The following is a 24,614-nucleotide window of genomic DNA, read 5'->3' on the forward strand; positions in this document are numbered from 1 at the left end:
CGTGGGTTCAGAGGCGTGGCAACGGCGCGGGTTGCGCTTCCGCCATCTTCGTGCGGGCAGTCTGCGGCTGCGCTGCATCACGCCACCAGTGTTTCGACAGGGCCGGTGTGCGGATGTCCAGGCGCTCGCCCATGACGGGCGCCACCAGCGGCACGGCAGCGTTGGCCGCCAGCGCGGTGATGCGTTCGAACGGCTCCGTCCAGGGGTGCATGGCCAGGTCAAACGTGCCGTTGTGGATGGGCATGAGGTGGCGGCCCTTCACGTCCAGGTGGGCCTGCAGGCTTTCGTGGGGCTGCATGTGCACATCGGGCCATTGCGCGTCGTAGGCACCGGTCTCGATCATGGTCAGATCGAACGGGCCAAAGCGCTCGCCGATGGCCTTGAAGCCATCGAAGTAGCCCGTGTCGCCGCTGAAGAAGATGCGCACCTGATCGGAACCTTGCCCGCTCATCAGCACCCACGACGCCCACAGCGTGCGGTTGCCGTCCGACAGGCTGCGCCCCGAAAAGTGCTGGGCGGGTGTGGCCACCAGGCGCAGGCCCTCGATGGTGGTGCCTTGCCACCAGTCGAATTGCTGCACCTTGGCGGCGGGCACCCCCCAGGCGATGAGCCGGTCACCGACGCCCAGTGGGGCCACAAAGTGGGCCACCTTGGGTGCCAGTTGCTGGATGGCGTCGTAGTCCAGGTGGTCGTAGTGGTCGTGCGACAGGATCACGCCCGTGATGGGCGGCAGGTCGTCCAGGGCGATGGGCGGCGCATGGAACCGCTTGGGGCCCAGAAACTGGAACGGCGATGCGCGCTCGGAGAACACCGGGTCGGTCAGCCAGAACTTGCCTTCGATCTTGAGCAGCATGGTGGAGTGGCCCAGGCGCCACAGGCTACGGTCGGGCGCGGCCAACAGGTCGGCCTGCGACAGCGCCTGCACCGGCAGGGCTTGGCGGGGCACGGTGTCGGCCGGCTTGCCTGTGGCAAAGCGCCACATGATGGCGGCGGTCTTGAACAAACCCGGCTGTTCGCGCGGGGCGGTGTTGCGGAACTTGCCGTCCACCTGCTGGGGCGAGTCGGCATACGACGTGGCGGGCAACGAGGCGCAGGAGAGGATGCTGTAGGCCATGGCAACAAGGGCAGTGAGGATGAGGAGGAATCGGGACATGCGGCGGGGCATGGGGCTCTTTCTTAAAAGTGCACTGTACAGTGTAGTTCACTTTTCAAAAAAGTAAACTCCCCGGTGTAAAATGACCCCATGACCCTTGTTCCCACCCCGTCCCGCCTGACCGACCGCAAGCGCGAGGCCATCGTGCAGGCCGCCATTGCCGAGTTTCGCGAGCACGGTTTCAACGGCACCAGCATGGACCGCGTGGCCGCGGCGGCCGAGGTTTCCAAGCGCACCGTGTACAACCATTTCCCCAGCAAGGACGAACTCTTCGAGGCCATCCTGGGGCACCTGTGGGACCGCAGCCAATCGCTGGCCGAGGTGGCCTACGACGCGGGCCACCCGCTGCGGGACCAGCTGCTGCAGGTGCTGGAGCACAAGATGCAGCTGCTCAACGACGCGAGCTTCATCGACCTCTCGCGCGTGGCCATGGCAGAAATCATGCACACGCCCGAACGCGCCGAGGCGATGGTGACCCGCCTGTCCGAAAAGGAAGAGGGCCTGCCCCGGTGGATCCGTGCGGCCCAGCAGGACGGGACCCTGCGTGCCAACGTGGACCCGCAATACGCAGCGCACCAGCTGCACGGCATGGTCAAGGCCTTTGCCTTCTGGCCCCAACTGGCCATGGGCCGCCCCCCGCTGGACGCGGCCCAGCAGCAGCAGGTGCTGGCCGATGCGGTGGACATGTTTTTAGGGTTCTACGCGGTGGCGCGCTGACTTACTGCCGGCCGACCGCAACGCCGCCTCAAAGCATCCGCGCATCCGCATTGCGGTTTGCACTACGCTTGGCCGTTTCCCCACACAGCTTCAGACACCGATGCCTCTTGCCCCCTACCTCGACACCGCCCCGGTTCTGGACACCGGCGTTTTCATCCATGATTCCGCCCAGGTCATCGGCGACGTCACCCTGGGTCGCGACAGCTCGGTGTGGTGCAACGCCGTGCTGCGCGGCGACGTGAACCGCATCGTGGTCGGCGCCTGCAGCAACGTGCAGGACCTGACCATGGGCCATGTATCGCACCGCAATGCAGCCAAGCCCGAGGGCTCGCCGCTTGTCATTGGCGACTACGTCACCATCGGCCATTCGGTCATCCTGCACGGCTGCCGCATCGGCAACGAATGCCTCATCGGCATGGGCTCCATCGTGATGGACGACGCCGTCATCGAAGACCGCGTGATGCTGGGCGCGGGCAGCCTGGTCTCGCCCGGCAAGGTGCTGGAGAGCGGCTACCTCTACATCGGCCGCCCGGCCGTGCGCCAGCGTGCGCTCACCGAGGCCGAGATGGCCTACCTCAAGTATTCGGCCGAGCACTATGTGCGCGTGAAGAACAACTACCAGGCCACGCCCACACCGGCACCAGCCGCCTGATCCTCCCCGGGTTACCGCCGTGGCCCCCCTGTGCGCCGCGGCCCATAATTTCTGGTGTATGAGCGAACTTCTTCAGCAACTGTCCGAATCCGTCTCCACCGCCCAGTCGGTGGAGGAACTGACGCGGCCGCTTCTGGAAATGCTGGAGGCGGTGACGGGGCTGGAGTCCACCTACCTCACCTCCATCGACGAGGTCCAGGGTGTGCAGCATGTGCTGTATGCACGCAACTCCAGCGCCATGCAGATTCCCGAAGGCCTTGTCGTGCCCTGGAACGACACGCTGTGCAAACGCGCGCTGGAAGAAGGCCGCACCTTCACCGACGACGTGCCGGCCTGCTGGGGCGATTCGCAGGCGGCGCGCGACCTCAACATCCGCACCTACGTGAGCAAGCCCGTCCGCATGGGCAACGGCGCGCTGTACGGCACGCTGTGCGCGGCCAGCACCCACACGCGCCCACGCACGCCCGAGGCCGAGCGCATCCTCACGCTGTTCGCCTACCTGATCGGCCAGCAGGTGGAGCGCGAGCAACTCATCCAGAAGCTGCTGTCGGCCAACGAACAGCTGGCGACCATGGCGGCCACCGATCAGCTCACAGGAATGCCCAACCGACGGGCCCTCGTGGAATCGCTGGAGCGGATGCTCGCGCAAGGCCGGCGCCGGCAGATGGGGGTCCAGATCGCGTTCATCGACCTGGATGGCTTCAAGGCCATCAACGATACCCATGGCCATGAGGTGGGCGACCAATTCCTCATCGCCATCGCGCAGCGGCTGCAAGGCCTGCTGCGCGCCGAGGACCTGGCCGCACGCCTGGGTGGCGACGAGTTTGTGGTGATCAGCCTGAGCGCGCACGGTGGCGACGCAGCGCACTCTGCACAGGACGCACTGAGCCAGCGCATCACGCAGGTCACCCAGGGCCGCTTTGACCTGCCGGGCGCCTCACTGGACTACGGCGGCGCCAGCGTGGGCGTCGTCACCATTGCCCCAGACCAGCCACACGGCACCGAAGAGGCACTGCGCGTGGCGGACCAGACCATGTACCAGGTCAAGCTCGCGCGCCGGCGGGCCGAAGACACCGTGGCCCAGGCGCGCAGCGGGCTGGCAGCCCACCGCTGAGCCGCACCGAAAAGGCAGGCCCCCGCCTGCGGCAGTAGCCACACCCGCACGGGAGAAACCGCAGGCCCGGATAATCGGGGCTTACCAACCCCCGCGTCCCATGGCCTCTTCTCCGTGCCGCGTGCTCTCTGTCATCCCCCCGATGACGCAGCTGAACACGCCCTATCCGTCCACCGCCTACCTCACGGGCTTTCTGCGCTCGCGCGGCGTCACCGCGTTCCAGGAAGACCTGGCGCTGGCGCTGGTGCTGCAACTGCTCTCGCCCGAGGGCCTGAAGGCCGTGGCTACCAAGGTGGACGCACTGCCCACCAAAAAACAAAGCCCCGCCGTGCAGAGCTTTGCCGCGCAGAAGGACCGGTACCTCGCCACCATTCGCCCGGCCATCGCCTTCCTGCAGGGCCGGGACAGCACGCTGGCGCACCGCATCGCCGGGCGGCACTACCTGCCCGAGGGGCCGCGCTTTGCCACGCTCGACGTGTATGTGGACGACGAGGGCGGCGACCCGCTGGGCTGGGCGTTTGGCGCCCTGGGCCTGCACGACAAGGCCAAGCACCTGGCCACGCTGTACCTGAACGACCTGGCCGATGTGCTGCGCGATGCGGTGGACGAGCGTTTTGAGTTTGTGCGCTACGCCGAATCGCTGGCGGGCAGCCAGCCCACGTTTGACCCGCTGGCCGATGCGCTGGCCGCGCCGCCTACGCTGGTGGACGACATGCTGCAGCAGCTCACGCACGAGGCCCTGGAGCGCCACACGCCCGATGTGGTGTTGCTCTCGGTGCCTTTCCCGGGCTCGGTGTATGCGGCGTTTCGCATTGCACAGGCCATCAAGGCGCGTCACCCGCAGGTGGTGACGGTGCTGGGCGGCGGTTTTGTGAACACCGAGCTGCGCGAGCTGGCCGACCCGCGCGTGTTCGACCATTTCGACTACGTGACGCTGGACGCCGGCGAGCGCCCGCTGCTGGCGCTGCTGGAACATGTGCGCGGCGAGCGCGGCCGCCAGCGCTTAGTGCGTACCTTTGTGCGTGGAGACGATGGCGCGGTGCAGTACATCAACATGATGGAAGCCGACGTGGCCTTCGCCGAGGTGGGCACACCCACCTGGGACGGCCTGCCGCTGGACCGCTACCTCTCGCTGCTGGACATGCTCAACCCCATGCACCGCCTGTGGAGCGACGGGCGCTGGAACAAGCTCACCGTGGCGCACGGCTGCTATTGGAAGAAGTGCAGCTTCTGCGACGTGAGCCTGGACTACATCAGTCGCTACGAGGGCGCGAGCGCCGAGGTGCTGGCCGACCGCATCGAGGCCATCGTGCGCGAGACGGGGCAGACGGGCTTTCACTTTGTCGACGAAGCCGCGCCGCCCAAGGCACTGAAAGCGCTGGCCACCGAGCTGATTGCACGCAACGCGGGCATCAGCTGGTGGGGCAATGTGCGGTTCGAGAAAACCTTCACCCCCGACTTGGCCGAGCTGATGGCCGACAGTGGCTGCATTGCGATTTCGGGTGGGCTCGAAGTGGCCTCCGACCGGCTGCTCACCCTCATGAAAAAAGGCGTGTCGGTGGACCAGGTGGCGCGCGTGACGCGGGCGTTCACCGACGCGGGCATCCTGGTGCATGCGTACCTGATGTACGGCTTTCCGACGCAGACGGTGCAGGACACGGTGGATGCGCTCGAATACGTGCGCCAGCTGTTCGCCAACGGCTGCATCCAGAGCGGCTTCTTCCACCGTTTTGCCTGCACCGTGCACTCACCGGTCGGCAAGAACCCCGAGGAATACGGCGTGACCCTGGCGCCGCTGCCCCCGGGTGACTTTGCCAAGAACGACGTGGCCTTCATCGACCCCACGGGCGTGGACCACGACGCGCTGGGCGGCGCGCTCAAGAAGGCCATCTACAACTACATGCACGGCATCGGGCTCGAAGAAGACGTACGCAGCTGGTTCCCCTTCAAGGTGCCCAAGACCACGGTGCAGCGCAACCGCATCGAGCGGGCGCTGCGCGAGCGGGGTTGACGAACGGCTGGTGGGTCGATGGTTTGGATAAAAAGTGCCGCCAGCGCTTATCCAACAAGCGTTAATTGCTATCAATAGCAGAGCATTGACATGCCCCAGCTCCCCCGCCGTCCCGGATTCACCGCCGCCATCTTCGACATGGACGGACTGCTGGTCGATTCCGAGCGTGTGACCCTGCGTGCCTGGATCGGCGCCGCGCGGGCGCGGGGCATTGCGCTGGCCGAGGCCGACTACCTGCAGGTGGTGGGGCGCGCGTCCACCGATTCCGACGCCATGCTCACTGCCCTACTGGGTGGCCCGCACGTGTTCGAGCAGGTGCTGGCCGATGTGACGGCGCGGCTGTCCGATGGCGGGCCAGAGCCGCTGTTTCCCCTCAAACCTGGCGCCGCATCGCTGCTGCAGGCGCTGCGGCACGCAGGTGTGCCGTGCGCAGTGGCGTCATCATCGCGGCGTGACGAAATCGAGCACCGGTTGGGCCGGGTGGGCGTGCTGCACCACTTTCAGGCGTGGGCCGGCGGCAACGAGGTGCCGCGTGGCAAACCCGACCCCGCCCTGTACCGGCTGGCGGCCGGCCGCCTGGGCGTGGACCCCGCGCAGTGCCTGGCCTTTGAAGACAGCGAAAACGGCGCACGCGCCGCACAGGCTGCGGGCGTGGCGGTGGTGATCGTGCCGGACCTCAAGCAACCCGCCGCCGATGTGGCCGGGCGCAGCCATGGCGTGCTCGAATCGCTGGTGTCGGCGCACGACCATTTGCCACGCTGGTTCGTGGCGGCGGGTACGCCAAAAAACAGATGAAATTGGCTCCTGACGCTTGTCTATAAAGCGTGAATAGCTATTAAATTCAGAGCATTTGCTATTTCTGCTTCTGGTAGGCCTTGTCGGCCGGAGGCCCCCGGTCTGTGTCCAGCAGGCCCCGCTTCACGTCGCGGTAGGCCTGCTCCATCTGGACGTCGGGCTTGCCGTGGGTCATGTCCACCGATTCGTCGCGTTCATGGGGCAGGAGAGGTTCGGGCCCGCTCAGGTCTTCAGGTCCGCTGCCTGGCTGCGGCTGGGGCTGGGTGGTATTCACGCGCCGCTCGGTGCGGGCGGGAACGGGAGCGGAGGGGGTGATCTCCTCTTCCGTGCGGGGGGCGGTGGGGGTCGTTTTCATGCTGGGCCTTGGTATGCAACGTAGAGTCCCTCCACCCTAACTCCGCTGGCCGCCCCGCGCTGTAGGCCCAGTCCCCGCGCCGCTGCGGGCGTGCGGAGCCTGCTGTCACCAGAACAACCACCGCTCCAGCCCATTGAGCACGATGACCACGATCACGCCGATCAAGAAGAGGATCGCCTTGCGGCGCGCCTGCGCGCTCACCACCAGCTTGTAGACCGTGTACGCAGCGAGCGTGCCCACAAAAGGCACCGCGATGGCGGTCCCGGACAGGACGATGGCCACAAGCTTGCCCCAGCCGTCGGTCCCGCCCATTGTCCAGATCGAACGCAAGTAGATCGCGCTCGGAATGGCCAGGCCCAACCACAGCACCCCGGACGCCACCGCAACGCTGACGTGGTGCGCGAGCAGGCCATAAAGCAACACGACGCCTGCAGCGCCACCACAGAACGCGAGCAGCCGGAGCCAGCGCGGCAAAGGCGCGTCAGCGCGGCGGGAAGCCTTGGCTGCATCAGCCGCCTTCTTGCCCGCTGTGGCGGTAGCCGCTGCCGCCGCCTGGGCACGTTGTTGTTGCTGTTGTTGCATCTCGGCGGATTCACGGGCGCCGCGCAGGAAGTCGTCCACCGCCGGGTTGTCCACCTGAACCAGGATACGGACCGTGCGCGACAGGGCCTGGTCGTGCTGGGGCAGTTCGGTCTGCAAGGTGGCCCCTTGACTGAACCATTCCCCCATCTGCGCCAGCCACCCCACACCGGAGGGCGGCAGCCCGAAGCCGCCCTCCGCCGTGCGGCACAGGTAATGCTGGGTGCTCTGCGGCGGGACGAACTGCCGCGCGCTGTACCGGGGCAAATAGCATTGCATCAGCGGTGCAGCCGCCGGCTGGCCGGGGCGGCCCAGGCGCAGCGCAAACTCGGGCAAGGGCACGGGCTCGCTCAGTCCATTGCGCACGCCCAGCCAAAGGTAAAGGCCCCGGACTCGCCCATCCTTGGCCCGATGCACCCAGAGGCCGGGGCCTTCTTGCGCAATGTCTGCGCCCAGGGCGTCGAGTTCGGACGGTAGCGGGGCACCGGGGCCGTCCATGTCCCATTGCGGCCGCAGGTGGGCTTTCAGGATGGAGGGCCACACCCTGCGCGCGCGGCGCTGCAGGTCGTCAGCATCGACCCCCCGCCCATGGGTGATGGCAGCTTCGATGGTGCGGCCGGCCTGCGCCGGCTGCCCTTCCAGGGCGAGCAACCATTCGTCGAGCAAAGCCAGCCGCAAATAGAGCGCATCAGCCTCTTGTCCCAGGGCCTCCGCCGCGCGCCCCCAGGCATACCGGGCAGGCTGCTGCGGTACCAGCTCCTGCGCCAGCAATCGCTGGCGCGCAGAGCTGTCAGCCTGGGCAGCCGAAGGCGGGGCTTTTTGTGCCCACGCGCCAGATGTGCCCATGCACAGCAGCACCACGAACCCCAGCGCCCGCAGCAAGATGACTAGCGCACTTTCCGCCCAGCCTGGGACAAGGCTTGCCCGTACCCCAGGCGTGCCGCGCAGCGGCGAACCGCAGTTCTGCGCACATCCCCCCGCATATCCCCCCCGCATCATTGCTCTCCTGTAGCTATGCGGGGATTTTCTTTCATGGCTACCGTGGGGGTCCAGTCTGTCCATCCGCCACAAGGCATCGCCAGGCCCCATCCCTTCATTGGCATGCGACACTACTGTATGTCTCAACAGGTGTGGGCCGCGCAGGCCCTTGAATCTTTCGATGCGGTGGTGTCGGCCACCGAGGGCTTTCGCAGCCGCGCCGGCCAGCGGCTGATGGCCGAGCAGGTGGCGCACACGTTCAGCAGCGCCACGCTGGGCAAGGTGGATGAGGAGGGCGGCGAGGCGGCGCCCACGCGCTCCATCGCCGTCATCCAGGCGGGCACGGGCGTGGGCAAGTCACTGGCGTATTGCGCGCCTGCCATTGCGCTGGCGCTGTCGCGCGGCACGCGGGTGCTGATCTCCACGGCCACCGTGGCGCTGCAAGAGCAGCTGGTCAACAAGGACTTGCCCGCGCTGGCCGCGCTGCTGCCCCAGCCCTTCAAGTTTGCGCTGGCCAAGGGGCGCGGGCGCTATGTGTGCAAGCTCAAGCTCGACCGGCTGGCGGGCACGGGAGAGGCCGAAGAAGAGGGCGATGACGACCTGTTTGCCGAGGAGGAAGCCGCCACCCGCGCCAAACGCCCCCGGCACGAGACCGAGGCGCGCATCCAGTTTTATTCAACGATGGCGCAGACCCTGTCGAAGGGCGGCTGGGATGGTGACCGCGACAGCCTGGACACGCCCCCCGAGCCCGAGGTGTGGAGCCCCGTGGCGGCCGAGGGCGCCTCGTGCACCGGCAAACATTGCCCGGCCTTCAGCCAGTGCACCTACTACGACAAGCGCAAGGAGCTGGTGGGTGCGCAGGTGATTGTGGCCAACCACGATCTGCTGCTGTCGTCGCTGGGCGCGCGCGTGTTGCCGGAGCTGGACAACTGCCTGCTGGTGCTGGACGAAGCCCACCACCTGCCCGCCACGGCGCTCGACCAGTTTGCCTGCAGCATGGATCTCTCGCGCATCACGTGGATCGAGCGGCTGTCGAGCCGGGGCCTGCGCATTGGGGCACTGCTGGAGGTCGAAGAGATTGCCGACATCCCCAAACATTCGGCACAGCTGCGGCAGACGCTGCAGGACCTGGCCCGCATCGTGATGGATGTGTACGGCCCCGCGCTCAAAAGCCAGAAGGACACCTGGGGCCCGGCGCGGGTGCGCGTGCCACGGGGTGAACTGCCCGAGCCACTCATCGCGCCGCTCGGCCTGCTGGCCGCGAGTGCCGATGGTTTCCTGGAAGCGCTGCGCGCCATCAGCAAGGCCCTGCGCGCCGAGATGCGCGACAAGCCTGAGGAGGCCAAGCGCCTGTCCACGCTGTATGCGCAGATCGGCATGCTGGCGCCGCGCCTGGAAGAGCTGCACGCCACCGCGCAACTGCTGCTGCAGGATGCGCCCCAAGGCGCCGACCGCAGCTTTGTGCCCGCCGCCAAGTGGTTCACGCTGGAGGTGGATGGCGACTTCATCGTGGTCAAGGCGCACGCCAGCCCCATCCTGCCCGGCACCACGCTGCGCAACCACCTGTGGAGCGCGGTGCGCGGCGCAGTGCTGACATCGGCCACACTGACCAGCTGCGGCAATTTCGATTTCTTTTTGCGCGAGGCCGGCCTGCATGGCGACGAATCCACCACCACGCTGGAGGTGGCCAGCCCCTTCAACTACGCCGCACAGGGCACGCTGATTGCCGCCGAGACACGCGCCGACCCCAAGAACGCCGCGCAGTTCACGGCCGAGATGGTCGATGCGCTGCTGCACGACATCGCGCGCGTGGAATACGGCGCGCTGGTGCTCTTCACCTCGCGCGAACAGATGCGACAGGCCGTGGACGCGCTGCCCACCGCCATGCGCAGCGTGGTGCTGGTGCAGAACGCGCTGCCGCGCACGCAGCTGCTCAAGCGCCACCGCGAGCGCGTGGAGAACGGCGAGCCCTCGGTCATCTTTGGCATGCAGTCGTTTGGCGAGGGGCTGGACCTGCCCGGGCGGCTGTGCGAGTCGGTGTTCATTACCAAGCTGCCCTTTGCCCCGCCCGACGACCCAGTGGGCGAGGCCCGCGCCGAGTGGCTGCGCGCCGTGGGGCGCGACCCGTTCAGCGAACTGGTGGTGCCCGCCACTGCCATCCGCCTGGCGCAATGGGTGGGCCGCGCCATCCGCACCGAAGAGGACCAGGCGCACGTGTATTGCTACGACAAGCGGCTGACGCGTACCAGCTACGGCCAGCGGCTGCTCAAGGGCCTGCCGCCGTTTGCGCTGGAGCAACGCGCGCCGCTCTGAAGCGGCGACACTTTGAGCACCGATTTCACAACCACTACAACAACGACAGAGAGGACCCCACCATGCCCCACACCATTCCCGCCTGTCCCCAATGCGGCCAGGAGAACACCTACTCCGATGGCAGCAACTATGTGTGCCCTGACTGCGCGTTTGAATGGCCACAAGTGGCCGATGCTGCCGAGTCCGATGCCGCAGAGGCAGGCGATGGCGTGGTGCGCGATGCCAACGGCAACCCCCTGGTCGACGGCGACGCCGTGATCCTGGTGAAGGACCTCAAGGTCAAGGGTTCGTCGTCCACGCTCAAGAAAGGCACCAAGATCAAAAGCATCCGCCTGGTCGACGGTGCCGACGGCCACAACGTGGACTGCAAGACCGACCTGGGCAGCATGCTGCTGAAGTCGGAGTTTTTGAAGAAGGCGTGACCAGCGCTGGCAGGGCGAACTGATTGCACAGGAGCAGTTCTTCTACGACCCGGCGCAATTGGCAGCTGTGGCCCCGGCCATGTGAGACAAATGCCCACGCCCCCGCGAGCGTGGGGCTGACAGGAGGAGCGCGGAGGGCTGCCTAAAGTGAATGGACTGACCTGAACTGTTTCATCCACCCGCCATTCGCCGCCCGGAGACCCCATGCAACACCATACCCCCGCCCACGAAACCTTGTGGAAACTCATCAAGGACATCCGGTTTGGCATGCTCACGCACCGCACCTCCACGGGCATGCTGCACGCGCACCCGCTCACCACGCAAAACCGGCAGTTCGACGAAAACAACGAGTTGTATTTCTTCATCACCAAGTCTGGCGAACTGTATGAACGCCTGCTGACCGATGGCGAGGTCAATGTGTCGTATGCCAACCCGGACGACGACAGCTATGTGTCGCTGTCGGGCCAGGCCCGCGTGGTGGACGACCACGCGCAAAAGGAAGCACTGTGGTCCCCCATGGCCAAGGCATGGTTCCCGGGCGGGGTGTCTGACCCCAACCTGGCATTGCTGGCGGTGCGCATTCGCCACGCCGAGTACTGGGATGTGGACCAAAGCAAGATGGTGCAGCTCTTCAAGATGGCCAAGGCTGCCATCACCGGCGAGCCGCCGCGCAGCCTGGGCGAGCACAAGGAAGTGACCTTGTATTGAGCGGTGGGTGGTGCGCCCGGAGCGGCTCTATCCCCAAGGTGGGGCAGCCGCCCTTCCACCGCTGCCAGCAACAACGTTGCCCGCGGAATTTGAAGAAAAATGGGCTCCAGCGCTTTGGTGTAAAGCGCTGGAAGCTACATATTTCATAGCAAATCCCGCCAAAACCGTGGAGCCCCAGGGCTCCTTTTCTTTGGGCCACGGCACTTGAAACCTTGCGCTGCGGCATCCAATTGCCATCCATACACCATCCATATGGATGTTTAATGGAGTTTCACTGATGAACAACATCGTTCCCATCGCCCCCCCGCGCAGCAAGGTGCCTGAGTCCGAGAAAGTCACCATCAACCTGGGTTTTGTGGACCTGGGGCACATCGATCTGCTGGTGTCGGAAGGTTTCTACGCCAACCGGACCGATTTCATCCGCACCGCCATCCGCAACCAGCTGACCGCCCAGAACGATGCCGTGCGCCAGGTGGTGGCCCGCAAGATGCTTGTGCTCGGGCTACAACGCTTTGGCCGGGCGGAGTTGGAGGCCGTCCAGGCGGCAGGCCAGGCGCTGGAGATCCGCGTGCTGGGCCTGGCCAGCATCGACGACGACGTGCCGCCCGCACTGGCGCAGGCCACGATTGCCTCGGTGACGGTATTGGGCGCGTTCCATGCCAGTGCAGCGGTCAAAGCCGCCCTGGCAGGGCGCATGCATTGAACACCACCGACCCGGACCGCAGCGCGCCGCTGGCGCGCCCACCCACACAAGGAGTCCCCATGGACTGGAACCTCAACCTCAAGCGCCTGATGGGCGAAGCCACCCAGCTGGTGCGCAGCGGCCACCTGGCCGATGCAACCCGCGCCATCCAGCAAACCCTGGGCGGGGCTGTGGCGCGCCACGGCAGCGCCCAGGCACCTGCCAGCGCAGGCGCCACACCCTTGCAAGCGCCTTCACCCACAGCCGGAGATGTCTCACCCTGGCGCAGAACCACCGCCACAGAGGATGTGGAAGACGCCGTGGTCATCGACCGCAGCGCCCCACCACCCCAGGCCGAAGCCCAGGCACCCACCACATCCCGCCCCGCGGCCAACCACCTCCCGCAGGCGGAGCCGCCCGGAAGCTTCACCCGCGTTGCGTTTGCTCACCCCGGCCTGCGGCACCACCCGCACCACTACCACCTGTACGTGCCCCCAGGCGCCACGGCCGACACCCCCATGCCCCTGGTGCTGATGCTGCACGGCTGCACGCAGAACCCCGTGGACTTTGCCACCGGCACGGGCATGAATGACGCGGCCGCCCCCGCCAACGCACTGGTGCTGTACCCCGAGCAGCCCCACAGCGCCAACCCCAACGGCTGCTGGAACTGGTTTCGCCCCGGCGACCAGCACCGGGACGGCGGTGAGCCCGCCTTGCTGGTGGCCATGGTGCGCGACGTGATGGCGCGCCACCCCGTCGATGCGCAACGCGTCTACGTGGCAGGCCTGTCGGCCGGCGGCGCCATGGCCGCACTGCTGGGCCGCGAATACCCCGACGTGTTTGCGGCCGTGGGCGTGCACTCCGGCCTGCAGGCAGGTGCGGCGCACAACGTGATGGGCGCGCTGTCGGCGATGAAAAATGGTGCCAAACCAGGGGCTTTCGACCATTCCGCTGCGGGTATTGCCAGCGCCCCTGCGCTTGTACCGCCACCCCTCATCGTGTTCCATGGCGATGCAGACCCTACCGTGCATGCACACAACGGGGAACAGCTGATCGAGGCTACGCTCTCGGCCCTCGCCACGGCCCCGGGCGGCGGGCAAACCACGGTGGAGACGGTGCACAAGGGCCGGTCCACCAGCGGGCAGGGCTACACACGCAAGGTGTATGCGCTGGCGGGCGGCCCCCCCGGAGCCAAAGCACTGCCCAGCCCGGTCGTGGCAGAACACTGGGTACTGCACGGCGCAGGGCACGCCTGGGCCGGTGGGCACGCGGGCGGCAGCCACACCGACCCCCGCGGCGTGGGCGCCACGCAGGAGATGCTGCGGTTTTTTCTGGAGCATCCCAGGGGCTGACACCACCGCGTCGGGACGACCCGAGCCCGGCACATCCACGCCCCACCATAATTCGCCCGGGAGCTGCGCCACCCCACACAGACCAACACCCAGGCGCAGCAGAAACAGCAGCTGCAATGCGGGAGGGAATTCACGTGGAGAACGTTTACATCACCGTCGCGGGCCTGGTGGCCATCGGGTTGATCTTCTACGCCGTGCGGCGTGCCAAGCGCCAGGACAATACGCAGACCAACCTGCGGATCACGGCAATCACCATTTCGCCGCCGCCGGGCAGCGTTCTGCAGGCCAACGCCCCCATCACCGTGACCATGGACTACCACTACAGCGCCCCCCGGGAGCCGCTGTACGCCTGGGTAAAGATCCTGGACACCACCTACGACTCCATCTACGAGGGCTCGCGCGACTGCCTGAGCCCCGGCACCGGGCGCGTCAGCCGCTCCGTGCACCTCACGCAGGCCGGAAACGTGCGCGAGCTGTTCATCGTGGTCAAGAACCAGGACTTCGTGGAGGTGTTCAACCAGGCCATTGCCGTGGACTTCACTTACGAAGAGGCCGTGTTGGACGAGGCGCAGAAGAATGACGGCACAGGGTCTGAGATCACCGGCATCCGGCTATCCATTCCATCCCCCGCCACAGTCAAGGCAGGCACCCGCATCGATGTCGACGTCGAGTACGACATCAACGCAGTGGAAGGCCTGGACATCTGGGTCATCCCTGAAACGCAGGCCAACATGACCTACGAAGGCACCACGGGTCGGCAGGTCGAAACGGGGGTCGTGCACAAGCACTTCACCATCATCGACCCCTGCACCGTCAACAACCTCAGGCTGTTGATGAAAAATGCCTCCAGCCAGACGGTGTACGAGCACCGCATGCCGGTGGACTACACCTTCACGGCGTAGGCTCTCCGAGAAGGCCGCGTGGCCTGAACACCCCCCCGGAATGAACGGGGACGCCGCTACGCCACCCACCCTTTCGCAGGGACCAGACCCTCCGCCCACCAAGTCCAGCCGCTTCATCGCTGGCAGGAGGACCGGCGGTCTCGCGAAAGACTTTTTCAGTAGGTGACGGTGATGCCGGCATCGCGGGCGCCGACCCTGACATGCTCGGATTCAAGATCCGTCTTGGGAACGGCCTTGGTCCCACCTGCGGAGACGGTGAACGGATTGCCATAGCCGGCCGACCCTTTGATCGCGCTGCTGTAGTTTCCGGAGCCCGCCGGCTTCTGATAGTCGACATGCACGCTGGCCTTGGCACCCGGAGCGGCAATGCTCATGCCGGTGGAATTGCCGAGGTCGATTTCGCGGGTGGCGTCTTGGGCGATGGTGACGGTGGTAGCCATGTGGATCTCCTCAAAGATGAAGCTCGACGATGTGCCGGGCCGGGAGAGTCAATGTAGGTAGGAGAAGGCTGGCTGACGATTACAGGCCATTACAGGGCGCCGGAAAAAGACTCTTCGCACAAGAGGGTTTCGCCACGATATGCGATGGCCTCGGCCCACCCCGCGACTCGCTCAGTCTTTAGCGCGTCAGGGCTGCTGCGCGAGATCGCGCACAACACCTTCCAGCCCCTGAACCACGCGGGCCAGCCGGTCGAAATCCACCTTGTCCGGGGTGTCCTGGCGGGTGTGATAGTGCGGATAGCGATAGGGGGCGGTGTCGGTCACCATCAACGCGGGATAGCCTTCGTCGAGGTAGGCAGCGTGGTCTGAATAATCCACCCCCGGGATGCGCCTGGGCGCCGCAATGCCCTCGGACGGAAACACAGCGTGGGACCGAAAGGACCGGACCACTTTGCGGACCAGCCCCAGGTCGCCAGGGGTGGCTACAAAGGCAATGAAGTCGCCCTGCGTGGGGTAGAACTGGTTCAGGGGCCAAGGGTACTTTTGGGACCCGGCAACGTCCGAAAAATAGCCCATGGTCTCCAACGAAAGCATCGCCGTCACGGGCACGCCCCGGGCCTTCAGCGCCTTGGCATGCACATGGCTGCCCATCAGCGAGGTTTTGAAATAGGGCGGCTCCTCGTTGGTGTAGAGCACCAACATCACATCCGACTGCGCCGTGGCACCCAGGGGCTTGATGCTTTTGGCCAGCGCCAGCACCGCTGCGGCGCCCGTGGCATTGTCGTTGGCGCCTGGCGTCTCGTGCCCCGAGTCGTAGTGGGCGCCCACCACAATCACGCGCTGGCCAGGCGTGCTTTGGCTAGGGACGGTCACCTCCAGATTGCGCACCTTCACGCCCAACGCCTGGAACTCCTGGCGCCGGACCTGGTAGCCGTAAGACGCCAGTTCCGACTCCAGATAGTTTGCAGCGGCTTCGAGGGCTGCCGGATGCCGGACGTTGTGCTCCTGCGCTGCAATGGTGTTGACATGCCGGCGCAACTCCTGCGCCAGCGTCTGCTGGTCCGCGCTGGCAGCCGGAAGCGCGCCACGGTATGAGCTGCCAGGCATGGTGGTGTGCACCAGGATGGCGGCCAAAAGCAGGCCGAACACGGCGGCGAGGGCCCCGGTGATGCGCAGGAGGCTCCGACCCAAACGCACGGCGAGCTGTGGAGTTTTCATGGCTGCTGTATTCGCCGGCACTGCGCGCCCATTGCGCATGCGCGGGGGCGCATCGCTCATTGCGGCGAGGCACTGCGCCCCGGGCGCGTCTTGCTCTTGCGATAGCGCTGGGTGGCCTCTGCCAGCATCGCGTCCTTGGGCAGAAGCTTGGAGCCGCCCACCCACAGTTCGGTCGGCACGCCGTGGGCATCGCGCACGCGGCGCACCGCCTGGCCCGGGCTGGCGTAGGCCGAGGCTTTCTGGACCACCCCGGTGTCGCGCCCGGTGATGGCCAGCTCGGTGGTTGCTGCGTTGAAGGGCACGAACATGGCAGGCACCACTTGGCACACCACCTTGCCCATGGGCACCAGATCAGTGGCGCCCCACAGGCTCCACCAGCGCCCCGCCCAGGCAGCCTCTTTTTTGGCAGGCGCGCCGTGCTGCTGGAACGCAAACAGGATGCTGGAAATGCCGTCCACCCACTCGGTGGACAAGCCATCCTGCGCGTTGGTCAGCACGGTCACCGTCAGGTCCAGCGCGGGGTAGCGCGCCGTGCGCGACAGAAACCCCTGCAGCCCGCCGGTGTGGCCCATCCATTCACGCGGGCCCGGCGCGCTGAGCATGGTGCCCAGCCCGTAGTGGGACTCGAACACGTTGCAGGGGTCGCGCCAGCGGCGCTGCGCCATCTCGCGGCGGCTGGCGGGCGAAAGGATGCTGTGCTTGCTGTCTGGCGCCAGCTGCGAAAAGAAGCGGGCCACATCCGACGCGGTGGACACAAACCCGGCCGCCGGGGCCATGGCGTCGCACACGTTGTCGCCAGGCACGATCAGGCGCTGGCCGAACGGAAACTCACTGCTGTGGCCCACCGCCATCGGGGCGCCCCGCGCAAGGCGCGGCATGTCGGGCACCGTTTCCTGCAAGCCTGCAGCATCAATCACATGGCGCACCATCCAGCTCGCGTACTCCGTGCCCGTGACCTGCTCCATCATCAGCCCGAGCAGGCCATAGCCGTGGTTGGAATATTTGAGCTGCACCCCCGCCTCCAGCGGTGGCTTGTCGCGCAGGTCCGCCAGCAGTTCTGCACGGGAGAGAAAGGCCCGCCGGTCCAGGAACTGGCCCGCATCGGGGCCGTCGCGCGTGACGCCCGCGGCGTGCGACAGCAGCTCGCCAATGCGCGCCCGGGCCAGGTCCTTGTGCAGGCCATCGACATAGCGGCCAATGGGGTCGTCCAGGCCGATTTTTCCTTGCTCGCGCAGCAGCATGACCCCAGTGGCCGTGAAGCTTTTGGAGTGCGACGCGATGCGCAGGCGGTGCCGGGGCGTGAGGGGTTTGCCAGTTCGCATATCGGCCACGCCCAGCGCCAGCTCTGCCAGGGTCTCGCCGCCGCGTGCGATGGCCACGGAACACCCGGGCTGGCGGAAGCGCTCCAGCTGGAGGCCCAGCCATTGCGGCACATAGTCCAGTGCCGCCTTGAGCCAGGCTGAATCGGTACCGTTCTTCTTCATGCGTTGCTCCGCTCGATCCGTCGAGAAAAAGGGATGGGCAGTGTAGGGCACGCGTTCCCGCAGGGCTGCCGCACACGGGCCAGGCCCACCGGGCATCGGCCGACGCCGAGATGCCCAACGCCGCGCGACCACAGACCGCAGGGAATCATGCGGGCCATCCCCAGGTGTTTCACCACAGATCCCAGGACATCCAGAGGGCCATCCCCCACATCGCCAGGGCAATGCTGGCATCCAACGCTCGGCATGCGCTGGAGGCCCCCATGAATCGCTGCGCTTTGCGTGCGCCCAAAACCCATACCGAAAACCACACCAGCGAGGCACTCACCGCGCCCGTGGCATAGCTCCAGTGGGTCTCTGCCGGCAGCGCTGCGCCCACTGCTCCGATGATCAGTACCGTGTCCAGCCAAGCCGCTGGATTGAGCAACGACACGAACAGAAGCTGGTGCAATCCGTGCGATCCGGAGGCCGCTGCGGCGACGTCATTCAATGACGCGGCAGGACAGGCACGCATGGCGTTGCGCACTGCCAACCCGCCGTGCAGGACCAAAAGCGCAATGCCAAGCACCTGCGCGGCCAACCGCAATGCAGGTTCCGCCTGGAGCGCAGCAGACAGCCCGAGAAGCCCCAGGGCAATCAGCACCGCATCGTTGCCGCAGCCCACAGCAATCAGCTGGGCCGGAGAGCGTCCACGCAGTGCTTCGCGAAGGATCAGGACATCCTTCGGGCCTGGGCAAATGAACACGCCCAAGCCAAGTACAAAGCCCTGCAACCAGGTAGAGAGGTCAATCATGTCGGCGCCTTACCGACAACCTCTCAAGCTGAACCGGACGATTTGAAGAGCGATGATCATAAGGCCCTCGCGGCAAGGGCCCCGAGCCTGTCCTGTATCTTGGAGCCCTGGTGCCGACGAGAGGCGGCCCGACCCACACCGCGGACAATATGTCCCCCAAAGCCACGCGCCCCACCCATGCCCCCCATCGCCGTCATCGACTTTGAAACCACCGGCATCTCGCCTGGCCAGGGCGCACGCGCGACCGAGGTGGCGATCGTGCTGCTGGAAGAAGGGCAGGTGGTGGACCGGTTTCAAAGCCTCCTGAAAACCGGGGTATGGATCCCGTCCTTCATCACCCAGCTCACCGGCATCACGAATGCCATGGTGAACGCGGCGCCCGATGCGGCAGGGGTGATGCAGGACGCAGCGCGTTTTGTGGGCGGTGCGCCCATGGTGGCGCACAACGCGTCGTTTGACAGCAAGTTCTGGCAGGCCGAACTGGCCCTGGCGGGGCTGCCCGCGCCGCAGCCGTTTGCGTGCACCGTGCTGCTGTCACGGCGCCTGTACCCGCAGGCGCCCAGCCACAAACTCGGCACGCTGGTGGACTACCACGGCCTGCCACGCACGGGGCAGGCCCACCGGGCGCTGGCCGATGCAGAGATGGCGGCGGCGCTGCTGGCACGCATGCAGCACGACCTGCGCACGCGCTGGCGGGTGGCGGAGCCCAGCTACGCGCTGCTGCAAACGCTGCAGCGATGCGCCAAGCCCAAGGTGGAGGCGCTGCTGGCGCAGCATGCGGTGGTGTGATGGAGGCCTGCCGTTGTCACGCAGGGCCAATCACTATCAAAATAATAGCTATCAGCGCTTGATGGACAAGCGCCACCGGCATTTTTTGCTATTATTTTTCCGAAAAATCCCTGCATACTGATGCACAGGCACTGCGACCACCTTGCCGGGCAGATGCCAACGCAATCCGAAATATTCGATCCTCGATGAAAGGCTTTGCCATGTGGTTTCTGGTGCTTGGGCTGGTGTTGTTTCTGGGCGTGCACTCGGTGCGCATCGTGGCCGACGGCTGGCGCACGCAAACGCTGGCGCGCCTGGGCGAGGGGCCGTGGAAAGGGCTGTATTCGCTGGCATCAGCCGTGGGCCTGGCGCTCATCGTCTGGGGCTATGGCCTGGCGCGGCAGCAGCCCGTGGTGCTGTGGGTGCCACCCCTGGGCATGCGGCACGCCGCAGCGTTGCTGACGCTGATGGCCTTCGTCTTGCTGGCCGCCACCTATGTGCCGCGCAATGCCTTCAAGGCCCGGCTGCACCACCCCATGGTGCTGGGCGTGAAGGTGTGGGCGCTGGCGCATCTGCTGTCCAACGGCAACCTGGCCGATGTGCTGTTGTTTGGCAGTTTTCTGCTGTGGGCCGTGCTGAGCTTTCGCGCCGCACGGCAGCGCGACCGGGCGCAGAACACCATCTACGCACCCGGCACTGCGGCGGGCACGGGCGTGGCTGTGGTGGTGGGGGCTTTGGCCTGGGCTGGCTTTGCGTTCTGGGCACATGCCTGGCTGATCGGCGTGGCCCCAATGGGGCGGTAGGCACCTGTTCAAGGGGCATTGCGAGCCGCTGCGGCCCCAAATCCCGGAGAATCCGCGCTTTCCGTTTTTTGTTTCCTTTCCTCTTGCCTTTTCACACAGAGCCTTCTGCATGACCGACGCCACCACCTCCACCACGCCACCACCCCTGCCCGACCATCTGTCGGTGGACCCCCGCAGCCCGCACCATGTGGCCGAGGTGTTCAAGCACGACATCGGCATCCGCTTCAACGGCAAGGACCGCAGCGATGTCGAGGAATACTGCGTCAGCGAAGGCTGGGTCAAGGTGCCTGCGGGCAAGACGGTGGACCGCAAGGGCCAGCCGCTGATGATCAAGCTCAAGGGCAAAGTAGAAGCGTTCTACAAATAAGCCGTGGCCGCTGAACCCGCCCACTGGGTGGTCCATTGCGACGGCAGTGCCGTGCCCAACCCGGGGCGTATGGGGCTGGGGGCGTTGCTGGTGGGGCCTGATGGGACCCCGCAGCACTGCATTTCCGAAGCCACCTCGTTCACCGGCTGCAACAACGAGGCCGAACTGCGCGCACTGCTGCGGGCGCTGCAGTGGTTGGAGCAACAGGTGGTTGCGGCTTCGACCACAGTGCAGGTAATCAGCGACAGCAGCGTGCTGGTAGAACAACTGGGCGCCCCAGGACAGCGGCGCGCCCAGGCCGTGGCACCCATCGAGCGGCTGGCGCCGCTGTTTGACGAGGCACGCAGAACACTGGGGCAGTTTGCGCAGGTGGACCTGCAATGGGTGCCGCGCCACCACAATGGAGCGGCCGATGCGCTGGCGCGTGCTGCGCTGGGGCTGGCGCCCAAAGTGGCCACCCCATCCGGGCAGCTGGTCAAAAAGCGCAAGCGACGCTAGGCCAACGTTCACCGGGAACCCGGTACGGCCCGCTCAGGCGGGGTCAAGCCCCATCGCCGTGCGGTACGCCGCAATGCGCGGCAGCAAGGTCTGCCGGCGCGCCAGGCTGGCCGCTGGCCACAGGGCTTCACGATCGTAGTACTCCGCCACGGCCGGCGTGCCGGGCGGCAGCACCACCCACGGCTGTTTGGAGGCCGTGAAGATGTGCACATCGGGGGGCAGATGGTCGGGCGCATCGAGCGTGCCCACGCGCACAAAGGCCACCAGCGGCCCCGCACCCGCGTAGTGGCTCCACACCGCCACCTGGCAATGGGGGCAGCGCGCGACCTTCTGGCCAAAACCGCTTTCTGAAGGGGTGTCGATGAGTTCCACCGCACCCACCGTCGGCGTCACCCGGTCGGCTTCGATCATGGCGTTCAGCGCAAAGGAGGCCCCGCTTTCACGCTGGCACCAGCGGCAGTGGCAGCAGTGCACAAACAGCGGCGCGGTCTCCATGCGGTAGCGCACATGGCGGCAGGCGCAGCCTCCTTCCAGCGGGAACGCAAGGGTGGGGTGTGGCATGGTCGAAACGGCGTGTCAGTGAGGACGGGGTTTCATTCTGGCGAAACTGCAGCCGATCGGGCCAGCAGCAGGGCCTTTTCCTGGGCATTGCGCGTCAGGCCGGCGGCCCTTCCGAACTCCCCCCGGGCCTCAGCCTGGCGCCCGAGCTTGGCCAGCAGATCGCCACGCACGCTTGGCAGCCAGTGGTAATGGCGCAGGCTGGGTTCTGCGGCCAGTTCATCCACCAAGGCCAGCGCAGCTTCTGGCCCCAGGGCCATGCCCACCGCCACGGCACGGTTGAGCGCCACCACCGGGGACGGCGCCACCTGCAGCAGCGCGTCATACAGTGCCACGATGTGGTGCCAGTCGGTGTCTTGTGCGCGGCGCGCGCGCGCATGGCAGGCGGCAATGGCGCCCTGCAGGGCATACGGCCCCCAGGCGTGGCCAGCGCGCGCCAGCTGCTCCGCCTTGTCCAGCGCCGCCAAGCCCCGGCGCACCAGCAGCGGGTCCCAGCGCGCGCGGTCCTGGTCCATCAGCAGCACAGGCTGGCCTTGTGCGTTGGTGCGCGCAGGCAGGCGCGACGCCTGGATTTCCAGCAGCGCCACCAGCCCCTGCACTTCGGGCTCGTCGGGCACCAGGCTGGCCAGCACACGCACCAGGCGCTGCGCCTCGCCGCACAGCGCGGGCCGCATCCAGTCGTCGCCCGCCGTGGCTGCATAGCCTTCGTTGAAGATGAGGTAGATGACTTCGAGCACCGAGGCCAGGCGCGGCGTGCGCTCGGCCGCGCATGGCACCTCAAACGGGACTTGGGCGGCCGACAGGCTGCGCTTGGCGCGCACGATGCGCTGCGCGATGGTGGGCTCGGGCACGAGGAATGCCCGCGCGATCTCGACCGTGGTGAGGCCGCCCAGCAGCCGCAGCGTAAGCGCCACGCGCGCCTCGGTGGGCAGCACGGGGTGGCAGGCGGTGAAGATCAGCCGCAGCAGGTCGTCGCCAATGTCGTCCTGCTGTGCGTGCATGAGGGTGTCCACCACGTCGGGCGCGTACTGCGCTTCAAGCGCATCCAGGTCGTGGCCCAGCGCCTCGTTCTCGCGCGTGTGCAGGGCGTGCTGGCGCAGGTGGTCGATGGCACGGCGCTTGGCCGTGGTCATGAGCCATGCCGCCGGGTTGGCAGGCAGGCCGGTAGTGGGCCAGTGCTCCAGCGCGGCCACCAGTGCGTCCTGCGCCAGCTCTTCGGCCCGGCCCACGTCCCGCGTCATGCGGGCCACGCTGGCGATGATGCGCGCCGCCTCGATGCGCCACACCGAATCGATGGTGCGGTGCAGGGCATCGGCGCTGGCATCGGCATCGGGACTGCAGGGGTTTTGCATTGGTGGCCTCGATGAACGCTCAGCCCAGCGCCTTGCTGGCATCCACCATGTGCACGAACTCCCAGCTGTGGCCATCGAGGTCGTCAAAACTGCGCGAGTACATGAAGCCCAGGTCCTGCACCGGGCGCGGCGAGGTGCCGCCCGCCGCTACGGCCTTGGCAACGAGGGCGTCGACTTCTTCGCGGCTGTCGCACGAGAAGCACACCAGCACCTCGGACGTGGTGCGTGCGTCGGCGATCGTCTTGCTGGTGAAGGTCTGGTAGAAGTCCTTGACCAGCAGCATCACGTACAGGTTCTCGCCCACGACCAGGCAGGCGCCTTGTTCGTTGGTGAAATCGGGGTTGAACTCATAGCCCAGCGCGCGGAAGAACGCCTGCGCGCGGGCCATGTTTTCGATGGGCAGGTTCACGAAGATTTGCTTGTGCATGGGAGGCTCCTGAAGGGGTGAGAAGGTAAAGGGAAACAAGAGGTTTGGCAAAGGTGCGCTGTTCAGGCCGCCGGTTTTTGCGCCACGGCCTGCAGGTTGGTCAGGCCGTCCTCGAAGTCCTGCCCCACCATGCGGTCCATGTTGAAGAACAGGTGCGCGATCTTGGCGAGGTAGGGCACAGGGCCCTGCATGGCCCAGGTGACGCGTGTGCCGCCCGCCCCTTCGGGCTTCAGCGTGAACTCGACCTGGTTGTGGGCTTCGAACGGGGCCACAAAGTCGAGCTTCATCGCAACCCGCGCAGGAGCCGTGGCGTCGACGATCTCCATGCTGCCGGTGCCTACCTTGTCGCCCTGCCACGCATAACGCGCGCCGGGGCCTGTGGTGGTGGCGCTGTACTGGCCCTTGGCCGCAGGGTCCTTGCGTTCATACGGGTTCCAGGTGTTGAACTGGCGCAGGTCCTGGATAAGCCCGTACACACGTTCTGGCGGCGCGGGGATCACGCGGCTGCGCTCCACGCGGAAGGTGTCAGGGCGGGTGGCGGCGTAGGCCAGCAGCAGCGCAATGGCGGCGAGCAGCACGAGGGCGATGGTCTTGATCATGGTGTGGTCCTTGAAGAGGTTCTGAATAAAACGGGGTGCGACATCAGCCGCGCAGGGCTTCCAGGTCGCGGAACTGCTCCACGCCGTCGATGCCCGCAAAGTCCTCCATCTCGAACAGCTGGCGCACTTCGATCTCGGTATCCAGCCCTTCGCCGCGTGGGTTGGGAAAACGGCGCGTCCATTCCAGTGCCTCATCGCGGCTGCGCACCTGGATCAGCGTGTAGCCCGCAATGAGTTCCTTGGTTTCGGTGAACGGCCCGTCGGTCACGGTGCGACTGCTGCCGCTGTAGCGCACGCGCCAGCCCTGTGCGCTGGGCTTGAGGCCGCTGCCGTCCAGCAACACGCCGGCATGGGCCAGTGCTTCGTGGTAGCGGGCCATCTCGGTCATGAGGGCCGCAGTGGGCATGCAGCCTTGTTCAGATTCCGTGGTGGCTTTGACGATGATCATGAATCGCATGGTGGTTCTCCTCGGGTTACCAGTGGCGGGCCATGGCGAAATCCGTGGCCTTCACCACCACGACGAGCGAACCTGCGGCAGATCGACATCTTGGGGACCGAATGAGGGTTTTTACTTAGA

27 protein-coding genes are annotated in these 24,614 nt (G+C 66.4%); 15 read left to right on the top strand and 12 right to left on the bottom strand.

The genetic code is table 11. From position 1 onward, the window contains the following. Window positions 1-7: 7 nt before the first annotated feature. Window positions 8-1,114, bottom strand: a complete 1,107-nt coding sequence (locus tag ARADN35_RS0119000; protein ID WP_050812552.1) for an MBL fold metallo-hydrolase — start codon at window positions 1,112-1,114, stop codon at window positions 8-10. A 129-nt stretch (window positions 1,115-1,243) separates the two neighbouring features. On the opposite strand from ARADN35_RS0119000, the gene ARADN35_RS0119005 reads away from it, so the two are divergent. The 5 genes from ARADN35_RS0119005 (at window position 1,244) to ARADN35_RS0119025 (ending at window position 6,442) form a co-directional block, all read left to right on the top strand. After that, entirely contained in the window at window positions 1,244-1,870 is a 627-nt protein-coding gene (locus ARADN35_RS0119005; RefSeq protein ID WP_010464966.1) for a TetR/AcrR family transcriptional regulator, read from the top strand. Window positions 1,871-1,970: 100 nt separating this feature from the next. Continuing rightward, complete coding sequence (locus ARADN35_RS0119010) at window positions 1,971-2,522, top strand: gamma carbonic anhydrase family protein (protein WP_010464967.1); 552 nt, start codon at window positions 1,971-1,973, stop codon at window positions 2,520-2,522. Window positions 2,523-2,580: 58 nt separating this feature from the next. Continuing rightward, a complete protein-coding gene (locus ARADN35_RS0119015; RefSeq protein ID WP_010464968.1) occupies window positions 2,581-3,636 on the top strand; it encodes a sensor domain-containing diguanylate cyclase in 1,056 nt (351 codons plus the stop codon). A 100-nt stretch (window positions 3,637-3,736) separates the two neighbouring features. Beyond that, the gene (locus tag ARADN35_RS0119020) at window positions 3,737-5,647 is read left to right on the top strand and encodes a B12-binding domain-containing radical SAM protein (protein WP_029414190.1); all 1,911 of its coding nucleotides are present in this window, start codon (window positions 3,737-3,739) and stop codon (window positions 5,645-5,647) included. A 90-nt stretch (window positions 5,648-5,737) separates the two neighbouring features. Beyond that, window positions 5,738-6,442, top strand: coding sequence for an HAD family hydrolase (locus ARADN35_RS0119025; RefSeq protein ID WP_010464970.1), 705 nt, complete (start codon window positions 5,738-5,740; stop codon window positions 6,440-6,442). 58 nt (window positions 6,443-6,500) lie between these two features. On the opposite strand, the gene ARADN35_RS0119030 is transcribed toward ARADN35_RS0119025, so the two are convergent. Beyond that, on the bottom strand, window positions 6,501-6,797 hold the full coding sequence (locus ARADN35_RS0119030) for a hypothetical protein (protein ID WP_010464971.1): 297 nt from the start codon (window positions 6,795-6,797) through the stop codon (window positions 6,501-6,503). A gap of 105 nt (window positions 6,798-6,902) precedes the next feature. Then, a complete protein-coding gene (locus tag ARADN35_RS0119035; RefSeq protein WP_244265925.1) occupies window positions 6,903-8,222 on the bottom strand; it encodes a hypothetical protein in 1,320 nt (439 codons plus the stop codon). A gap of 270 nt (window positions 8,223-8,492) precedes the next feature. On the opposite strand from ARADN35_RS0119035, the gene dinG reads away from it, so the two are divergent. The 6 genes from dinG to ARADN35_RS0119065 all read left to right on the top strand — a co-directional run bounded on the left by dinG (window position 8,493) and on the right by ARADN35_RS0119065 (window position 14,733). Then, window positions 8,493-10,667, top strand: coding sequence for an ATP-dependent DNA helicase DinG (dinG, locus tag ARADN35_RS0119040; protein ID WP_010464973.1), 2,175 nt, complete (start codon window positions 8,493-8,495; stop codon window positions 10,665-10,667). 62 nt (window positions 10,668-10,729) lie between these two features. Next, window positions 10,730-11,089, top strand: a complete 360-nt coding sequence (locus ARADN35_RS0119045) for a zinc ribbon domain-containing protein YjdM (RefSeq protein WP_010464974.1) — start codon at window positions 10,730-10,732, stop codon at window positions 11,087-11,089. A 204-nt stretch (window positions 11,090-11,293) separates the two neighbouring features. Further along, window positions 11,294-11,797 carry a pyridoxamine 5'-phosphate oxidase family protein gene (locus tag ARADN35_RS0119050; protein ID WP_010464975.1) on the top strand — a complete coding sequence of 168 codons (504 nt, stop codon included), beginning with the start codon at window positions 11,294-11,296 and terminating at the stop codon, window positions 11,795-11,797. A 277-nt stretch (window positions 11,798-12,074) separates the two neighbouring features. Then, window positions 12,075-12,500 (top strand): CopG family transcriptional regulator, encoded by a 426-nt coding sequence (locus ARADN35_RS0119055; RefSeq protein WP_010464976.1) that lies wholly within the window; start codon window positions 12,075-12,077, stop codon window positions 12,498-12,500. Between the two features lie 59 nt (window positions 12,501-12,559). After that, on the top strand, window positions 12,560-13,831 hold the full coding sequence (locus tag ARADN35_RS0119060; protein ID WP_010464978.1) for an extracellular catalytic domain type 1 short-chain-length polyhydroxyalkanoate depolymerase: 1,272 nt from the start codon (window positions 12,560-12,562) through the stop codon (window positions 13,829-13,831). A 134-nt stretch (window positions 13,832-13,965) separates the two neighbouring features. Further along, on the top strand, window positions 13,966-14,733 hold the full coding sequence (locus ARADN35_RS0119065) for a hypothetical protein (protein ID WP_100199450.1): 768 nt from the start codon (window positions 13,966-13,968) through the stop codon (window positions 14,731-14,733). 155 nt (window positions 14,734-14,888) lie between these two features. Here the strand turns inward: ARADN35_RS0119065 and ARADN35_RS0119070 are convergent, their stop codons facing one another. The 4 genes from ARADN35_RS0119070 to ARADN35_RS0119085 form a co-directional block, all read right to left on the bottom strand. Then, window positions 14,889-15,173, bottom strand: coding sequence for a hypothetical protein (locus ARADN35_RS0119070; RefSeq protein WP_010464982.1), 285 nt, complete (start codon window positions 15,171-15,173; stop codon window positions 14,889-14,891). A 186-nt stretch (window positions 15,174-15,359) separates the two neighbouring features. Further along, the gene (locus ARADN35_RS0119075; RefSeq protein WP_035197625.1) at window positions 15,360-16,391 is read right to left on the bottom strand and encodes a M28 family peptidase; all 1,032 of its coding nucleotides are present in this window, start codon (window positions 16,389-16,391) and stop codon (window positions 15,360-15,362) included. A 56-nt stretch (window positions 16,392-16,447) separates the two neighbouring features. After that, window positions 16,448-17,875, bottom strand: a complete 1,428-nt coding sequence (locus ARADN35_RS0119080) for a serine hydrolase domain-containing protein (protein WP_010464987.1) — start codon at window positions 17,873-17,875, stop codon at window positions 16,448-16,450. A gap of 169 nt (window positions 17,876-18,044) precedes the next feature. Further along, window positions 18,045-18,617 (bottom strand): LysE/ArgO family amino acid transporter, encoded by a 573-nt coding sequence (locus tag ARADN35_RS0119085; RefSeq protein WP_244265931.1) that lies wholly within the window; start codon window positions 18,615-18,617, stop codon window positions 18,045-18,047. Between the two features lie 225 nt (window positions 18,618-18,842). Between ARADN35_RS0119085 and ARADN35_RS0119090 the strand changes: the two genes are divergently transcribed. The 4 genes from ARADN35_RS0119090 (at window position 18,843) to ARADN35_RS0119105 (ending at window position 21,101) form a co-directional block, all read left to right on the top strand. Then, a complete protein-coding gene (locus tag ARADN35_RS0119090) occupies window positions 18,843-19,454 on the top strand; it encodes a 3'-5' exonuclease (protein ID WP_010464991.1) in 612 nt (203 codons plus the stop codon). Between the two features lie 200 nt (window positions 19,455-19,654). Further along, complete coding sequence (locus ARADN35_RS0119095) at window positions 19,655-20,236, top strand: NnrU family protein (RefSeq protein WP_029414192.1); 582 nt, start codon at window positions 19,655-19,657, stop codon at window positions 20,234-20,236. A 109-nt stretch (window positions 20,237-20,345) separates the two neighbouring features. Next, window positions 20,346-20,603 carry a DUF3297 family protein gene (locus ARADN35_RS0119100; protein ID WP_010464995.1) on the top strand — a complete coding sequence of 86 codons (258 nt, stop codon included), beginning with the start codon at window positions 20,346-20,348 and terminating at the stop codon, window positions 20,601-20,603. Window positions 20,604-20,606: 3 nt separating this feature from the next. Further along, window positions 20,607-21,101: a ribonuclease HI family protein gene (locus ARADN35_RS0119105; RefSeq protein ID WP_029414193.1), complete on the top strand. Its 495-nt coding sequence runs from the start codon at window positions 20,607-20,609 to the stop codon at window positions 21,099-21,101. Between the two features lie 33 nt (window positions 21,102-21,134). Here the strand turns inward: ARADN35_RS0119105 and ARADN35_RS0119110 are convergent, their stop codons facing one another. The 5 genes from ARADN35_RS0119110 to ARADN35_RS0119130 all read right to left on the bottom strand — a co-directional run bounded on the left by ARADN35_RS0119110 (window position 21,135) and on the right by ARADN35_RS0119130 (window position 24,494). Continuing rightward, a complete protein-coding gene (locus tag ARADN35_RS0119110; RefSeq protein WP_010464997.1) occupies window positions 21,135-21,662 on the bottom strand; it encodes a GFA family protein in 528 nt (175 codons plus the stop codon). A 32-nt stretch (window positions 21,663-21,694) separates the two neighbouring features. Then, window positions 21,695-23,011 carry an RNA polymerase sigma factor gene (locus ARADN35_RS0119115; protein ID WP_010464998.1) on the bottom strand — a complete coding sequence of 439 codons (1,317 nt, stop codon included), beginning with the start codon at window positions 23,009-23,011 and terminating at the stop codon, window positions 21,695-21,697. A gap of 19 nt (window positions 23,012-23,030) precedes the next feature. After that, on the bottom strand, window positions 23,031-23,438 hold the full coding sequence (locus ARADN35_RS0119120; RefSeq protein WP_010464999.1) for a VOC family protein: 408 nt from the start codon (window positions 23,436-23,438) through the stop codon (window positions 23,031-23,033). Window positions 23,439-23,500: 62 nt separating this feature from the next. Beyond that, window positions 23,501-24,037 (bottom strand): SRPBCC family protein, encoded by a 537-nt coding sequence (locus tag ARADN35_RS0119125; protein ID WP_010465000.1) that lies wholly within the window; start codon window positions 24,035-24,037, stop codon window positions 23,501-23,503. 43 nt (window positions 24,038-24,080) lie between these two features. Further along, on the bottom strand, window positions 24,081-24,494 hold the full coding sequence (locus ARADN35_RS0119130; protein WP_010465001.1) for a YciI family protein: 414 nt from the start codon (window positions 24,492-24,494) through the stop codon (window positions 24,081-24,083). Between the last annotated feature and the right edge of the window lie 120 nt (window positions 24,495-24,614).

Source organism: Acidovorax radicis N35 (genome assembly GCF_000204195.1).
Taxonomy (GTDB): domain Bacteria; phylum Pseudomonadota; class Gammaproteobacteria; order Burkholderiales; family Burkholderiaceae_C; genus Acidovorax; species Acidovorax radicis.

Bases quoted from the DNA above. Each gene is read 5' to 3' on its own strand.
- ARADN35_RS0119000 (WP_050812552.1), bottom strand. From the start codon at position 1,114: ATGGCCTACAGCATCCTCTCCTGCGCCTCGTTGCCCGCCACGTCGTAT.
- ARADN35_RS0119005 (WP_010464966.1), top strand. From the start codon at position 1,244: ATGACCCTTGTTCCCACCCCGTCCCGCCTGACCGACCGCAAGCGCGAG.
- ARADN35_RS0119010 (WP_010464967.1), top strand. From the start codon at position 1,971: ATGCCTCTTGCCCCCTACCTCGACACCGCCCCGGTTCTGGACACCGGC.
- ARADN35_RS0119015 (WP_010464968.1), top strand. From the start codon at position 2,581: ATGAGCGAACTTCTTCAGCAACTGTCCGAATCCGTCTCCACCGCCCAG.
- ARADN35_RS0119020 (WP_029414190.1), top strand. From the start codon at position 3,737: ATGGCCTCTTCTCCGTGCCGCGTGCTCTCTGTCATCCCCCCGATGACG.
- ARADN35_RS0119025 (WP_010464970.1), top strand. From the start codon at position 5,738: ATGCCCCAGCTCCCCCGCCGTCCCGGATTCACCGCCGCCATCTTCGAC.
- ARADN35_RS0119030 (WP_010464971.1), bottom strand. From the start codon at position 6,797: ATGAAAACGACCCCCACCGCCCCCCGCACGGAAGAGGAGATCACCCCC.
- ARADN35_RS0119035 (WP_244265925.1), bottom strand. From the start codon at position 8,222: ATGGGCACATCTGGCGCGTGGGCACAAAAAGCCCCGCCTTCGGCTGCC.
- dinG (WP_010464973.1), top strand. From the start codon at position 8,493: ATGTCTCAACAGGTGTGGGCCGCGCAGGCCCTTGAATCTTTCGATGCG.
- ARADN35_RS0119045 (WP_010464974.1), top strand. From the start codon at position 10,730: ATGCCCCACACCATTCCCGCCTGTCCCCAATGCGGCCAGGAGAACACC.
- ARADN35_RS0119050 (WP_010464975.1), top strand. From the start codon at position 11,294: ATGCAACACCATACCCCCGCCCACGAAACCTTGTGGAAACTCATCAAG.
- ARADN35_RS0119055 (WP_010464976.1), top strand. From the start codon at position 12,075: ATGAACAACATCGTTCCCATCGCCCCCCCGCGCAGCAAGGTGCCTGAG.
- ARADN35_RS0119060 (WP_010464978.1), top strand. From the start codon at position 12,560: ATGGACTGGAACCTCAACCTCAAGCGCCTGATGGGCGAAGCCACCCAG.
- ARADN35_RS0119070 (WP_010464982.1), bottom strand. From the start codon at position 15,173: ATGGCTACCACCGTCACCATCGCCCAAGACGCCACCCGCGAAATCGAC.
- ARADN35_RS0119075 (WP_035197625.1), bottom strand. From the start codon at position 16,391: ATGAAAACTCCACAGCTCGCCGTGCGTTTGGGTCGGAGCCTCCTGCGC.
- ARADN35_RS0119080 (WP_010464987.1), bottom strand. From the start codon at position 17,875: ATGAAGAAGAACGGTACCGATTCAGCCTGGCTCAAGGCGGCACTGGAC.
- ARADN35_RS0119090 (WP_010464991.1), top strand. From the start codon at position 18,843: ATGCCCCCCATCGCCGTCATCGACTTTGAAACCACCGGCATCTCGCCT.
- ARADN35_RS0119095 (WP_029414192.1), top strand. From the start codon at position 19,655: ATGTGGTTTCTGGTGCTTGGGCTGGTGTTGTTTCTGGGCGTGCACTCG.
- ARADN35_RS0119100 (WP_010464995.1), top strand. From the start codon at position 20,346: ATGACCGACGCCACCACCTCCACCACGCCACCACCCCTGCCCGACCAT.
- ARADN35_RS0119110 (WP_010464997.1), bottom strand. From the start codon at position 21,662: ATGCCACACCCCACCCTTGCGTTCCCGCTGGAAGGAGGCTGCGCCTGC.
- ARADN35_RS0119115 (WP_010464998.1), bottom strand. From the start codon at position 23,011: ATGCAAAACCCCTGCAGTCCCGATGCCGATGCCAGCGCCGATGCCCTG.
- ARADN35_RS0119120 (WP_010464999.1), bottom strand. From the start codon at position 23,438: ATGCACAAGCAAATCTTCGTGAACCTGCCCATCGAAAACATGGCCCGC.
- ARADN35_RS0119125 (WP_010465000.1), bottom strand. From the start codon at position 24,037: ATGATCAAGACCATCGCCCTCGTGCTGCTCGCCGCCATTGCGCTGCTG.
- ARADN35_RS0119130 (WP_010465001.1), bottom strand. From the start codon at position 24,494: ATGCGATTCATGATCATCGTCAAAGCCACCACGGAATCTGAACAAGGC.